Raw genomic sequence first — 12,925 nt, forward strand, 5'->3', positions numbered from 1 at the left:
ATAGAACTAAACTTTTTCATTTTTTTCCGCAAAAAAAGCAGAAAACAAAATGTTTTCTGCCCTCTTTCTAATGCCAATGATAAGGGAATACATACAGCCTTTGCTGCTGCATTGCCATCAGCCTCTGCTGTCGGAATGGATTTCCATAACCATGTTTGAAGGAATGCGGCATGGACGCATAACCATGGCCAATCGACGGCAGCCTTTTTTGATAATCGTTCATCATGCCATCACCTGCCTCACAGTAACGTTGATTTATTGTATGCAGGCAGGCATTTTCTTGACAGTCGTATCGCTAAACTTGGTCCTTCTCCATTGTATAATGCATCAATAATTCCATTCTAAGCATATGCCATTCCCCCTTCAGTTTTTTTCGTTGCTTTTAGCGCCAGTTTGTTAAATAAAGATGCTTTAACTGAGACTCTTTCATTTCATCATAAATCTGCTCAATCTGCTGTTCTCGTTCGAATTCTTCCAGGCTTTTAAACCTTTTTTTTATCGTTAACGTTAAAAAGAATAGGTTAATCGTCATATCGCTCACCCCCTTTCAAAGTCCGCATCAAGCGAAATAACCCGCGGCACACCCCTTCTGCCGCGGGCAAATAAAAACCGCAGACAAAGAAGACACCAATGCCTCTACTGCCTGCGGGGAGTTGCGTATGTCCGACTATTCCGAATTTAATGCGTGCGATAAGCATCGGTTAAGGAAGGACACGAACTCTTCCACAGGCTGAATAAACCATGAACTTTTACATGTGTATCACGTACAGGTTGACGTCGTTGTCTCATTGTCATTTTGGTTCAGCCTCCTTTGCTTTTTTTCTTACTTTGTAAGTATATCCACCAAATTCCATTTTGTAAACATCTTTTTCTAAAAATGGACGGAAATTGTGCAAATCATCGAATGGATTTGCCCGTTGGTCATGACACCTGCTTCATTTCTTTTCTGGAACGGTCTTTCTTATGATATGCAATAAAATAAATGAGACCGACAAATACAGCTCCGCCGATGACATTACCGATAAAAGCCGGAATGATGTTTCCGATGAACTGCCCCCACGTGAATGAGCCTGCAAAAATGGCAGCAGGAATCACAAACATGTTGGCGACAACGTGCTGAAATCCGATAGCCACAAAAGCCATGATTGGGAACCAGATGCCAAGGATTTTTCCTGCTGCGTCTTGGGCGCCGAAAGAAAGCCACACTGCAAGACATACAAGCCAGTTACAGCCGATGGCGGAAATGAGAACCTTGCCAAAGCTCATATCAAGCTTTCCTTGGGCAACGGCAATCGTTTTTTCTAAATAAGGACCTGTTTCAGTCAATCCAACCAAATGCCCGAAAAAGTAAGCAACAAACAATGCGCCGATTAAGTTCATAATTGTGACGATTCCCCAGTTAATCGCTAACTCTTTTACTGATATTTTTCTCGAAAATAACGCCATCGCAACTGACATCATATTGCCTGTGATCAGTTCAGCGCCAGCGAGTACGACAAGGATCAGGCCGACTGGAAATACTGCTGCACCAATCAAACTGGACAGGCTCCCCCATTCTTTCGGAAGATCGCCGATTACCCTGATATCAAGCAAATACCCAAGCGCAATAAATGCACCGCCTAAAAACCCCAGCACAAGCAGTGACGGCAGCGGGAGCTTTATTTTTTTCATCCCTGCTTCAATTGCTGCTTCCGCTATTTCATCCGGTTTTCGAAAAGCCATAATTAAACGCCTCCATTACTTCTTCTTTTCTCACAGTTATGCAAGAAAGGCAATAAAAAAGGCAGCACTCAAATAACCTGTGTCAAACCAGGCGTTTGAATGCTGCCTAACTTGTATGCATACCCATACAACAATATCAAGCAGTATGAAGATATTGAAAGAGAATATATACAGTTCGTGCATACATTCCATTGCTTTAGCCTTCTATAACTGTAGCAACATCATATCAAATGTGACAAATTTGTGTCAATAACAAATATACTAGCTTTGCAGAACTTCTTTTTGCTCATCTATTTTTCGGTCAAAAACAAATACAGATACAGCGATGTTTTCCTCAATTTTAATATCAGAAAACAAATGGACTAGCTTAGCTCCCATGAGTTCCTCCATTCCTTCCGGTGTTTGTTTGGAATAAAGGTCTTGAATTAGGCTTGTCCGGGCCGCATGTACCATCTCTCTTCCTTCAGGCGTGCGGGCGATAAACTGCTCGCTTGCACTCAGATTTCCATATAGTGTTGAAACTGCCATGTTTTCTACAAATACAGTATGAATTCGCTCAGGCCCTTTTCCGAACAATTCTTTGCGAAGTTTTCGAATAATATCATTGAATTCATGAATTTTTTTAGACATGCTGATTACCCCTTCCGATATTGCCTTATAAAGGCTTTTCCCGGTTCCCCTCAGGACATTTCACTTGGTTAAAATTTTCCTGCCATATTGTATTATAATAAATATCACATTATAATAAAAGCAGTGTTGATGGATTTGTAATAGGATCTTGTTATGAGTCTATCGTTTTATAAAAATCAAGGATTGGTCTGTTAGTAAGACTTGCTAGTGAACTATTCCGCCATGTGTGTTTACACCTTCTTAGAATTAAGGGCAGGTGTATCTATACATGGCTTTTTTTGACTTCTTGAAAGAAAGATGGAGGGGAATATGAATATGATGGACGTTAAGTCGATCAGTGTCCGTGTAGACGGAACAGAAATTCAAGCACGAGCAGGGGCCACAATTTTAGATATTTTAAATGAAAACGGAATTGAGTATCCGCAGATTTGCCACGTACCAGAGGTTGACCCGATTCAAACTTGTGATACTTGCATAGTAGAGGCAAACGGCAAGCTGGTTCGTTCATGCGCGACGGTTGCAGAAAACGGGATGTCTATTGATCTTTCAGGAAATCGAGTGAAAGAAGCGCAAACCGAAGCGATGGACCGCCTTCTTGAAAATCATTTGCTGTATTGTACAGTTTGCGATAACAACAATGGAAACTGTACGCTGCATAATACAGCGGAAATGATGGGGATCGAGCATCAAAAATACCCATACACGCCAAAAGAAGATCCTTCTTGCGCGGTTGATATGTCTCATCCTTTTTACCGCTATGATCCAAACCAATGTATTGCCTGCGGCCAGTGTGTTGAGGTCTGTCAAAACCTTCAGGTAAATGAAACACTCTCAATCGACTGGGAACGCGAACGCCCTCGCGTCATTTGGGATGAGGGAGTTCCGATCAATGAATCTTCCTGTGTCAGCTGCGGTCAGTGTGTAACAGTATGTCCATGTAATGCACTGATGGAAAAATCAATGCTCGGGCAGGCTGGTTTTATGACAGGCATTAAAGAGGACGTCATGGAACCGATGATTGATCTCGTGAAAAATGTTGAACCGGGGTATGGCAGCATTTTTGCCATTTCTGAAGTCGAAGCGGCAATGCGTGAAACGAGAACGAAAAAAACGAAAACTGTATGTACGTTCTGCGGTGTCGGATGTTCATTTGAAGTATGGACAAAAGGACGGGATATTTTAAAGATCCAGCCTGTTTCTGATGCTCCGGTTAACGCAATTTCCACATGTGTCAAAGGGAAATTCGGCTGGGATTTTGTCAATTCAAAAGAGCGGATCACAAAGCCTTTAATCCGTAAAAACGGAGCCTTTGTGGAATCTTCTTGGGAAGAAGCCCTCGATCTTGTCGCAAGCAGATTAGGATCAATTAAAGAGCAGTACGGTAAAGGCTCTGTAGGGTTTATTTCTTCTTCTAAAATTACGAATGAAGAAAACTACGTCATTCAAAAACTAGCGCGTCAGGTATTTGAAACAAACAACGTCGATAACTGCTCACGCTACTGCCAGTCTCCTGCTACAGACGGATTGTTCCGCACTGTCGGCATGGGCGGTGACGCCGGCACGATTAAAGATATTGCCAAAGCAGGCCTGGTCATCATTGTCGGTGCCAATCCGGCGGAAGGACACCCAGTGCTCGCAACACGCGTCAAACGGGCACACAAGCTCCACGGTCAAAAACTGATTGTTGCTGACCTGCGTAAAAATGAGATGGCTGAGCGATCTGATCTGTTCATCAGCCCTAAACAAGGCACAGACCAAGTTTGGCTGATGGCTGTTACGAAATATATGATCGACCAAGGCTGGCACGATCAGGCGTTTATTGATGAGAACGTCAATTACTTTGAAGATTATAAAGAAACCCTTAAAACGTATACGCTTGATTATGCAGAACGCATCACAGGCCTTTCAAAAGAAAACATCATTCAAATTGCTGAAATGATTCGTGATGCTGACGGCACTTGTGTCCTTTGGGGAATGGGTGTCACACAAAATACAGGCGGTTCTGATACATCAGCAGCCATTTCAAACCTGCTTCTCGCTACGGGCAACTATCGCCGTCCAGGTGCCGGCGCTTATCCTCTGCGCGGACACAATAACGTGCAAGGCGCATGTGATATGGGAACATTGCCTGGCTGGCTGCCGGGATATCAGCATATTACAGATGACAAAGCACGCGCTAAATTTGAAGAGGCATATGGTGTCGAGATTGATGGAAAGCCTGGTTTAGATAATATTCAAATGCTTCATGCCATTGAAGAAGGAAAAATGAAAGCTATGTATCTTGTCGGTGAGGATATGGCACTGGTCGATTCAAACGCGAACCATGTGCATGATATTTTATCAAGCCTTGATTTCTTCGTGGTACAGGACATCTTCCTGTCAAGAACAGCTCAATATGCTGATGTCGTCTTGCCGGCCACTCCTTCACTTGAAAAAGACGGAACATTTACCAACACAGAACGCCGTGTCCAGCGATTGTATCAGGCGCTTCCGACGCTTGGTGACGCAAAACCGGACTGGTGGATTATTCAAGAGGTGGCAAACCGTTTAGGAGCGAATTGGAATTACAGCCATCCAAGTGACATTTTCTCTGAAATGGCGAGTCTTTCTCCTCTGTTTGCCAAAGCAAGCTATGAGGTGCTTGAAGGCTGGAACAGCTTCCTATGGGGCAGCTTCACAGGTGAAAGCACACCGCTTCTGTATGAAGACGGATTTAATTTCCCTGACAAAAAAGCCCGCTTTGCCCTTTCTGATTGGACCGAGCCAGCGGCATTTCCGGAGGAATATGACCTTCATATCAATAACGGCCGGATGCTGGAGCATTTCCACGAAGGAAACATGACAAATAAATCGAAAGGCATCCAAGCGAAAGTGCCGAATGTATTCGTTGAGATCTCACCTGAGCTTGCACAAGAGCGAGGTGTTTGTGACGGTTCGCTTGTACGGCTCGTTTCTCCGTTCGGAGCAGTCAAATTGAACGCGCTGATCACAGACCGGGTACGGAAAAATGAACTCTATTTGCCAATGAACTCGACAGACAAGGAGTCAGCGATTAACTTCTTGACGGGCCCTGCAGCTGATAAACGGACGAACACGCCTGCTTATAAACAGACAAAGGTCCGCATGGAAGTGCTTGGCGGCTGTGAAACAGCGCCGCTTCCAAAAACAAATCCGCGCAACAAAAAACGGCATCCGCAAAACGGAGTCGAAGCAGAAAGAAAATGGAACCGCCCTGGCTATGTACATCTGACTGATTAAACGATAGGAGGAAAACGAATGGCCACTCCGATTACGACGATCAAAAAAGAAACAAAAACAGCTGAGCAAATTAAGCTTGAAAAAATAGAAGAACTGAAAGAGCTGCTGGCGGAAAATGAGGACGCCGTCTCTAAAACGATGACGTTAATGAATGAACTCAATGATCTTGGAATTTTTGATGCGGCAACAAGCATGCTCAGAGCGAAGGAAGACATTGCCAAGATTGTGCTTGGCCAAGTTTCCCGCGAGCCTGTCACCAACCTCATCAACACGATGATGGCCGCCGGAGGCGCATTGACAAAAGCCGATCCTGAGTTTACAGCAAAGCTTTTAGAAAGCGTAATGGCTGGGACTGAACAGGCACAAAGCTTTTTAAAAGAAGACAAGAAAGTCGGGATTCTCGACCTGTTAAAAGCAATGAACGATCCTGACATCAACAGAGCCGTCGGCTTCGGTCTTCAGTTTTTAAAAGGCATGGGAAAAGAACTTCGAGAAAAATAACAAAAAACAGCCATCTCTTGATGATGGCTGTTTTTTTATTCGTCGGCTTCTTCCAAACGCTTCTTGTAAATAAGTGAACGGTCAGCGCAAAAGAAGGCACCGGCTAAAAATACGCAATCCGCTAAAAACATCGTCGATTTCTGGCCTAATGTTAAACCTTGATCAGGGAGAACTGCGCCTATATATAAAAAAGTGCTGACTGCAAGCAATGTAAAAGCAAAATGCTTGTAGTCTTCTTTTAAAGATTTCATTCTATTTTTGTTCAAAAGAATCACCTGCCAGATTCATAGTATACGACTATTATAATATAATCCGGCGGCTTACAGAGAAAGTAATTCTATCCATTTGTTATATATTTTCAAGCGCTTGGCCGATATCTTCCAACAAGTCTTCCGCATCTTCAATTCCTACAGAAATTCTGATCAAGCCGTCCGTAATGCCGAGCTCAAGCCGGCGTTCTCTCGGAATAGAGGCATGTGTCATTCTTGCAGGAACAGAAATTAAGCTTTCAACCGCCCCTAGGCTTTCAGCAATGGTAAACAGTTTCAGATTTCCTAAAAACGCATCAACCCGTTCTTCACTGCCAATATCAAAGGAGATCATGCCGCCGAAGCCCGATCCTTGCGTTTTTGCAAGCTCATGTCCGGGATGATTTGAAGAACCAGGGTAATATAACGTTTGGACAGCAGGGTGATTCTCAAGAAAGCTTGCGATTTTCCGCGCATTTTGATCGATCGCTTCCATTCTGAGTCCCAACGTTTTGATTCCTCTCATTAACAGCCAGGAATCTTGAGGGCCGAGCACGCCGCCTGTGGAGTTTTGCACAAAATGCAGCTCTTCTCCAAGCTCTTTCGAAGCTGTCACAACTAAACCTCCGACGACATCACTGTGTCCGCCAAGATATTTTGTCGCACTGTGCAGTACGATATCAGCGCCTAAAGTAAGCGGCTGTTGAAAATAAGGAGTATTAAAGGTATTGTCTACGATAAGCAGAACACCCGCTTTTTTTGCGATATCAGCCATGAGCGTCAGGTCGGTGATTTTGAGCAACGGGTTTGTCGGAGTTTCAATATAAATGGCTTTTGTATTAGGGCGAATCGCTTTTTCAACTTCTTCCCTGCTGCTCGTATCAACAAATGTTGATTCAATGCCAAGACGGTTAAGCACCTTTGTCATCACGCGATATGTTCCACCGTACACATCATCAGTCAACACGACATGATCTCCGCTGTTAAACAGCATCATAACCGCTGTAATGGCAGCCATTCCTGAGCTGAACGCATAGCCTGCTTCCCCGCTTTCCAGTTCTGTCACTAGTGCTTCGAGAGCGGTTCGAGTCGGATTGGCCGTTCTTGAATACTCGTAGCCTGTATGCTGCCCTGCTTTCGGCTGCTTGTACGTGCTTACTTGATAAATCGGCACGGAAACTGCGCCTGTTTTCTCATCACCTGTGATTCCGCCATGTATCATCAATGTTTTTTTCTTCATATCAGATGCCTCCTTCGTATATTTGTTTGCTGATATATCGATCGCTGCTGTCAGGAAATACTGTGACAATGTTAGTTCCCGCCGATGCTTTTTTCGCTTCCTCCAACGCTGCATAAAGCGCTGCACCTGAAGAGCTTCCGATCAGCAGGCCTTCTTTTTCTGCCGCTTCTTTCACAAGTCTAAACGCATTCTCATCTGTTACGGTGTAGATCTCGTCAAAATGGCTCTTATCCATATAATCGGGGATAAACTCCATGCCGATGCCCTCTGTTTTATGAGCGTGGGGCTCTCCTCCGTTTAAAATCGAGCCCTCCGGTTCAACAATCACCGTTTTGACTGCTGGATTTTTTTCTTTTAAGAAGGAAGCTGTCCCTGCGAATGTGCCCCCTGATCCTGCCCCTGCGACAAATGTATGAATATTCCCGTCAAGCGCTTCCCACATTTCAGGTCCAAGCGTCTTATAGTAAGTCGATGGATTTACTCGGTTTTTAAATTGCAAAACGCAATAAGAATTTTCAATTTCAGTCTCCAGCTGAATGGCTTTTTGAATGGCTCCCTGCATTCCGTCTTGACGCGGTGTATGAATGATTGATGCGCCAAGCGCTTGCATAATTTGCTGTTTCTCTCTGCTGAAATGTTCAGGGACACAGAAAATCGCTTTCAGCCCATATTTTCTGGCACTTAACGCAAGGCCGATCCCTGTATTGCCTGCCGTAGCTTCTATAATCACTCCGCCGGGTTTCACTTTGCCTGAATCGAGCGCGTCACGAATCAGCATATCTCCCAGTCTGTCTTTGATGCTTCCCCCTGGATTCATCATTTCAAGCTTGGCATACACCGCGACTCCTTCTGGAACATCAAAGTTCTTCAAGCGGAGAAGCGGTGTATTCCCAATCAGCTCGGTAATGTCCGTAATCACTGTCATATATGTCCTCCTCCTTAATAGAGGTTGTTTTTAGAGAAAAACGGAGGAGAACGTTCTCCCCGTTTTAATGAATTCGTTTGATCACCTTTAACACAAGCTCTGTTGAATGAACAGCCGCCTGCTCTAAAAATTGGTCAAATGAAACATGTGATTCTTTGCCTGCGATATCTGATAACGCTCTGATGACGACAAACGGCGTTTTAAATTGATGGCATACTTGAGCCACTGCCGCAGCCTCCATTTCAACCGCGTACAGATCAGAAAATCTCGCACGCACCTCTTCAACCCGCTTCGGATCGTTCATGAAAGAATCGCCTGTTGCAATCGTTCCTTTTGCAACCTGAATGCCGTCGAGTTCAGATACCGCTTCTTCAGTGATGCTGATCAGCTTTTCATCCGCCGCATAAGCAGCCGGAAGACCCGGCACTTGGCCGTATTCATAGTCAAAAGCCGTTACGTCTACATCATGGTGGCGAACGTCAGTGGAAATGACGACATCCCCTACATTCAATGTATGATGAAATCCGCCGGCTGAGCCTGTGTTAATGACATAATCAGGCTTGTAACGGTCAAGCAGAAGCGTCGTGCTGATAGCAGCATTTACTTTTCCAATTCCTGATTTTAAAAGAATCACTTCAGTTCCTTCATATTCGCCTGTTGTAAATTCACAGTGTGCGATCGTTTCTGTTTTTGCATTTTCAAGTTTGTTTCTTAAGATGGTAACTTCCTCTTCCATTGCTCCGATGACTGCTAGTCTCATCTATTCACATTCCCTTCACTTTACCGTTTGATCGCCTCCATTATCCACACGAAGTCGTTTTGCTGAGTGAATCGGACTGCAAAACCTTCAGCTGTAAACATTTCTTTCAACGCATCCAATGTAGGATAATGCTCTGTCTCTAAATCATTTGCAAGCTGATAAAAGCCTTGAGAACGGGCTTTATCGATAGCCTGTTGATACGCTTGCGCATTTTCAAAGACGGTATCGGCAAACACTATTTTATCATGCAAGTGAAGGTATTTGCCATATTGCTTTATGGCAGCCCGCTTTTCTTCGTCAGTCAAATGATGAAAAGCATATGAACTGACAATCGTATCAGCCTGAAATGGCGGCTCAGGGAATGTCAGGAAGTCTCCATCAACGATTTCCGTCCTGCCTGAGAGCTTGTCAGAAGCCAGTTTACGCATTGCTGGAGAAGGTTCGATTCCAAATACAGTTTTGCCTGCATCGAGCAGCTTAGCTGTCAAATTCCCGGTCCCCGGGCCAAATTCTAACACATGCGTTCCAGATTTTCTGACGATGGCATCAAGGATATGATCGTAGCCTCTGAACGCTTCTTTATACTGAATATCTAAACCTTGTACTGTTTGATCATAAGTTGCTGCCCAATCTTCAAAGAGAGGGATAAATTCACGGCCCATATTTGTCACACTCCATATTTAATAATTCCTATAAGTATACTATGGATTAATGATGGAACAGTTCCTATAATACCACATCTTCTGAAAAGCAGGTACTAAAACACTTTGTGTATTTTATGCCATCTCATATTGCGCATTGACCGCAAAAAAGCTTATACTTCATATGACTTGTGAAAGCTGGAGGGTCAAGACATGAACTTTCAATTAGATCTGATTAAAGACAAAGTGGAATTTTTTGAAGCGGCTTCATTGCAGGAGCTTGAAAAGAAAATCAATACACAAATTGAAAACAATAAAGCCATCATGCTCCGGGTGAAATCTGTTTCACACCAAACTGCTGTAGCAGAAGGAAGAATATTGTACAGCGCGGTGGTTCATTTCGCAGCTGAAGCCTAAAACAAAAGCAGCCGGTTTTAACCCGGCTGCTTTTGTTTATTTTAGCTTTTCTACTTTTGTCGGCTTCCAGCCTTTTTCATCGACCCATGTAATCGTGACTTGATATTTATTCCCAGTCGCCTTGTCCAAAATCTTGCCTTTGGCATCCTGAGGGCTGCCGTTATTTCCAAGCCAGAGCACCGTCATGTTATCTGTTGAGACACCAGTTGCGTACGAAATGGCTTTCAGCATCTCAGCCCAGTCTTGTGAGCTTGAATCATAAGTAGCGGCATGCTCGCCAGTCTGCTCAGTTCCGACTGCTTTCCAGTCAGGATTTTCATACGTTTTTTCCACATCGCTCGATGAGCCGCCTTCTGTTACTTTTGCATCTTTAAGCCCGTCACCGGCTGAATCTGAGCTTGAATCTGAATCAGAGTCATCTTTTTTAGAAGAAGAATCATCTTTTTTGGAATCAGAGTCAGAAGACTTCTCAGAATCCTTTTCGCTGTCAGATGTATCTTTCTTGCTGTCTTTTATATCCTCATCCGATTTCTTTTCCGTCTTTCCTGAAGCCGGAGATTCCTGTTTTTGCGCCGTTTCAGAATCCTTGCTGACATCTTTGCTAGAAGGACTGTTAATGAAGAGATTCGCTGCTACTACGACAATAAGTATGGATACGATTGCGATTAAAATGTTAAGCACTAAATTGGCTTTTCTGCGTTTATCACGATTTTCATAACGAGATTGATTATTGCTCAATAATTCTGCACTCCTTTATCCCTCTTGGCTCAGCATATATTTTAACATGTGCTGAGAAGTTGTTCTATTTCTGATTGATTTCAATTTCGTGTACTTTTTTAACAATATCATAAAACACCGAATTTGTCAGAGCCTTATCTCCCGGTGTATCCATGTGTAAAACAACTAGAGCGTATTTCGGCTTATCCGCGGGAAAATATCCGGCAAACCATTTTTCGTAGAGCGTTTCCTTCTCTTTTGAAAGCTTGCCTGTCTGGGCTGTGCCCGACTTCCCTGCTACAGTATACGGAAGATCTTGAAACCTTCTGCCCGTTCCGGAAGGAGATTCTACTACCCGCCGCAGTATTTTTTGAAGCTGCTGTGACGTATATTTGTCTATCGTTTCCCCTTTGAGCTTCTGATCTTTAAACGTAACGAGCGTTGTGCCGTTCTTATACTCAATTTGTTCGGCAATTTTCACCTGCCGTTTTTCTCCGCCGCGGGCGATTGTCGCCATCATATTGGCTACCTCCAGCGGCGTTACCTTTACATTTTTCTGCCCGATTGCTGTTTGCGCAATGGCTTTTTTGACTGATTTGTCTTTTTCATCCCCCCAAATCACGCCGCTTTTTTCGTTATACAGCTGGCGGAAATCGGTTTCGTGGTACAGTTTTCCCTCCCAGCCTGCCCGATCAGTGAGAGCCAGCTTCTCGGACATATCTTCAATAACCGAGCTGTCTTTTTTCATTAATTGTTGTGCAAGACTCGTAAATGTGTAATTACAGCTTTGGGCAAAACTTTCATCAAAAGACAAGGTGCCTTTGTCGTCCCCCGGTTCCCCGTACAGGTTTAAATTGCAATTAAAGGTTTGACTAGGCTTCACCATATTATTTTCGATTGCAGCTGCGGCAATGACTGTTTTAAAAACTGATCCGGGATAGATTGGCGTCAGCATATAATTTTGAAGTGTGTTTTGCCGGGACACGTCTGCATCTGGTTTGCTTACAATTCCCAGAACACTGCTATTTTCGATGTCCAGCAGCACAGCTCCTCCCTTTTTCAGCCCCTGTTCATCCAATACCTCCTCCATCGCTTTTTGAATGCTTTGATCGATCGTTGTTTTGATCTGGAGCGGATAAAATGTATTGGCTTCAGCTGTATATTTGACGTCCATGCCAAACAAAGGGTTTCCTTTTCCGTCCACATGATATAAAAGCTTTGTGTCTTGTTCCGGAAGCAAAAACTCGTCAAATGTCCGTTCTAAACCGGTTGTTCCGATTTCTGTTGTAATCGGAAGGCTCTCCTTGTCAGGATATTTCTTGCGAAGCAGCGCCGGATCTTGGTTCGTGCTCCCTATCGTATGTGAAGCAAGGCTGGGCTTGTCTTCATTCTCCATATATACGCCGTAAATGCCGGGATATTTCAAAGAATTGATTTTTGTGATAGATTGTTTTGAAAGTGTTTTGATTTTCTTTTGCTGCAAAATGACCGGTTTTTTTGCCTGACCTAGTGTCTGGCGCAAATCATCTTCAGACATGCCGAGGATGTCCGCAACTTTTTTGATCGGCCAATCCTGCGTCAGCAGAAAAGGGAACAAAACAACCGCAGGCTCGCTTTGTCCTGTCAGCGCCCGCCCGTTTCGATCTAAAAAAGAGCCTCTTCCATCTGAAATGAGCACTTCCTCCGTCCGCTGTTTCACACTTTCTTGAATCAAATTAATTTTCTTTTTAGAAAATGATTCTGTGAAAAACAGCTGGATTTCTGCAAGCCTCAGCAGAAGCAGAAAAAATACAATCAAAAAAGCGATGACTGCCAGCTTCATTCGTTTCGATATCTTCATAAAAAAACACCTCACCCACATTGTGG

14 protein-coding genes are annotated in these 12,925 nt (G+C 43.8%); 3 read left to right on the plus strand and 11 right to left on the minus strand.

Annotated features, from left to right (window positions below; genetic code table 11):
- Positions 1–67: 67 nt before the first annotated feature.
- The 4 genes from MHB62_RS13600 to MHB62_RS13615 all read right to left on the minus strand — a co-directional run bounded on the left by MHB62_RS13600 (position 68) and on the right by MHB62_RS13615 (position 2,352).
- On the minus strand, positions 68–226 hold the full coding sequence (locus MHB62_RS13600) for a hypothetical protein (RefSeq protein WP_003229817.1): 159 nt from the start codon (positions 224–226) through the stop codon (positions 68–70).
- A gap of 156 nt (positions 227–382) precedes the next feature.
- The gene (locus MHB62_RS13605) at positions 383–532 is read right to left on the minus strand and encodes a YrzI family small protein (RefSeq protein WP_004399102.1); all 150 of its coding nucleotides are present in this window, start codon (positions 530–532) and stop codon (positions 383–385) included.
- A gap of 389 nt (positions 533–921) precedes the next feature.
- The gene (locus tag MHB62_RS13610) at positions 922–1,722 is read right to left on the minus strand and encodes a formate/nitrite transporter family protein (protein WP_003229815.1); all 801 of its coding nucleotides are present in this window, start codon (positions 1,720–1,722) and stop codon (positions 922–924) included.
- 261 nt (positions 1,723–1,983) lie between these two features.
- On the minus strand, positions 1,984–2,352 hold the full coding sequence (locus tag MHB62_RS13615) for a DUF2294 domain-containing protein (RefSeq protein WP_003229814.1): 369 nt from the start codon (positions 2,350–2,352) through the stop codon (positions 1,984–1,986).
- Positions 2,353–2,667: 315 nt separating this feature from the next.
- On the opposite strand from MHB62_RS13615, the gene fdhF reads away from it, so the two are divergent.
- Both fdhF and MHB62_RS13625 read left to right on the plus strand, forming a co-directional pair.
- Positions 2,668–5,610 (plus strand): formate dehydrogenase subunit alpha, encoded by a 2,943-nt coding sequence (gene fdhF, locus MHB62_RS13620; RefSeq protein ID WP_010886582.1) that lies wholly within the window; start codon positions 2,668–2,670, stop codon positions 5,608–5,610.
- An 18-nt stretch (positions 5,611–5,628) separates the two neighbouring features.
- Entirely contained in the window at positions 5,629–6,111 is a 483-nt protein-coding gene (locus tag MHB62_RS13625) for a DUF1641 domain-containing protein (RefSeq protein ID WP_032722245.1), read from the plus strand.
- A gap of 35 nt (positions 6,112–6,146) precedes the next feature.
- Here the strand turns inward: MHB62_RS13625 and MHB62_RS13630 are convergent, their stop codons facing one another.
- The 5 genes from MHB62_RS13630 to MHB62_RS13650 all read right to left on the minus strand — a co-directional run bounded on the left by MHB62_RS13630 (position 6,147) and on the right by MHB62_RS13650 (position 9,946).
- Entirely contained in the window at positions 6,147–6,377 is a 231-nt protein-coding gene (locus tag MHB62_RS13630; RefSeq protein ID WP_003237358.1) for a YrhC family protein, read from the minus strand.
- 82 nt (positions 6,378–6,459) lie between these two features.
- Positions 6,460–7,599 (minus strand): bifunctional cystathionine gamma-lyase/homocysteine desulfhydrase, encoded by a 1,140-nt coding sequence (locus tag MHB62_RS13635; protein WP_017696065.1) that lies wholly within the window; start codon positions 7,597–7,599, stop codon positions 6,460–6,462.
- A 1-nt stretch (position 7,600) separates the two neighbouring features.
- On the minus strand, positions 7,601–8,524 hold the full coding sequence (locus MHB62_RS13640) for an O-acetylserine dependent cystathionine beta-synthase (protein ID WP_014477492.1): 924 nt from the start codon (positions 8,522–8,524) through the stop codon (positions 7,601–7,603).
- Positions 8,525–8,588: 64 nt separating this feature from the next.
- Positions 8,589–9,284: a 5'-methylthioadenosine/S-adenosylhomocysteine nucleosidase gene (mtnN, locus tag MHB62_RS13645; protein ID WP_009967881.1), complete on the minus strand. Its 696-nt coding sequence runs from the start codon at positions 9,282–9,284 to the stop codon at positions 8,589–8,591.
- A 20-nt stretch (positions 9,285–9,304) separates the two neighbouring features.
- Entirely contained in the window at positions 9,305–9,946 is a 642-nt protein-coding gene (locus MHB62_RS13650) for a class I SAM-dependent methyltransferase (protein WP_003229807.1), read from the minus strand.
- Between the two features lie 192 nt (positions 9,947–10,138).
- Between MHB62_RS13650 and MHB62_RS13655 the strand changes: the two genes are divergently transcribed.
- Positions 10,139–10,342, plus strand: coding sequence for a YrzA family protein (locus MHB62_RS13655; protein ID WP_014477495.1), 204 nt, complete (start codon positions 10,139–10,141; stop codon positions 10,340–10,342).
- 36 nt (positions 10,343–10,378) lie between these two features.
- Here the strand turns inward: MHB62_RS13655 and MHB62_RS13660 are convergent, their stop codons facing one another.
- Both MHB62_RS13660 and MHB62_RS13665 read right to left on the minus strand, forming a co-directional pair.
- Positions 10,379–11,080: a YrrS family protein gene (locus MHB62_RS13660; protein WP_003246156.1), complete on the minus strand. Its 702-nt coding sequence runs from the start codon at positions 11,078–11,080 to the stop codon at positions 10,379–10,381.
- A 64-nt stretch (positions 11,081–11,144) separates the two neighbouring features.
- Positions 11,145–12,899 carry a penicillin-binding protein 2 gene (locus tag MHB62_RS13665; RefSeq protein ID WP_032722246.1) on the minus strand — a complete coding sequence of 585 codons (1,755 nt, stop codon included), beginning with the start codon at positions 12,897–12,899 and terminating at the stop codon, positions 11,145–11,147.
- Positions 12,900–12,925: the final 26 nt, after the last annotated feature.

Source organism: Bacillus sp. FSL K6-0255 (genome assembly GCF_045040725.1).
Taxonomy (GTDB): domain Bacteria; phylum Bacillota; class Bacilli; order Bacillales; family Bacillaceae; genus Bacillus; species Bacillus subtilis.

Bases quoted from the DNA above. Each gene is read 5' to 3' on its own strand.
- MHB62_RS13655 (WP_014477495.1), top strand. From the start codon at position 10,139: ATGAACTTTCAATTAGATCTGATTAAAGACAAAGTGGAATTTTTTGAA.
- mtnN (WP_009967881.1), bottom strand. From the start codon at position 9,284: ATGAGACTAGCAGTCATCGGAGCAATGGAAGAGGAAGTTACCATCTTA.
- fdhF (WP_010886582.1), top strand. From the start codon at position 2,668: ATGATGGACGTTAAGTCGATCAGTGTCCGTGTAGACGGAACAGAAATT.
- MHB62_RS13625 (WP_032722245.1), top strand. From the start codon at position 5,629: ATGGCCACTCCGATTACGACGATCAAAAAAGAAACAAAAACAGCTGAG.
- MHB62_RS13610 (WP_003229815.1), bottom strand. From the start codon at position 1,722: ATGGCTTTTCGAAAACCGGATGAAATAGCGGAAGCAGCAATTGAAGCA.
- MHB62_RS13635 (WP_017696065.1), bottom strand. From the start codon at position 7,599: ATGAAGAAAAAAACATTGATGATACATGGCGGAATCACAGGTGATGAG.
- MHB62_RS13640 (WP_014477492.1), bottom strand. From the start codon at position 8,524: ATGACAGTGATTACGGACATTACCGAGCTGATTGGGAATACACCGCTT.
- MHB62_RS13600 (WP_003229817.1), bottom strand. From the start codon at position 226: ATGATGAACGATTATCAAAAAAGGCTGCCGTCGATTGGCCATGGTTAT.
- MHB62_RS13650 (WP_003229807.1), bottom strand. From the start codon at position 9,946: ATGGGCCGTGAATTTATCCCTCTCTTTGAAGATTGGGCAGCAACTTAT.
- MHB62_RS13615 (WP_003229814.1), bottom strand. From the start codon at position 2,352: ATGTCTAAAAAAATTCATGAATTCAATGATATTATTCGAAAACTTCGC.
- MHB62_RS13605 (WP_004399102.1), bottom strand. From the start codon at position 532: ATGACGATTAACCTATTCTTTTTAACGTTAACGATAAAAAAAAGGTTT.
- MHB62_RS13665 (WP_032722246.1), bottom strand. From the start codon at position 12,899: ATGAAGATATCGAAACGAATGAAGCTGGCAGTCATCGCTTTTTTGATT.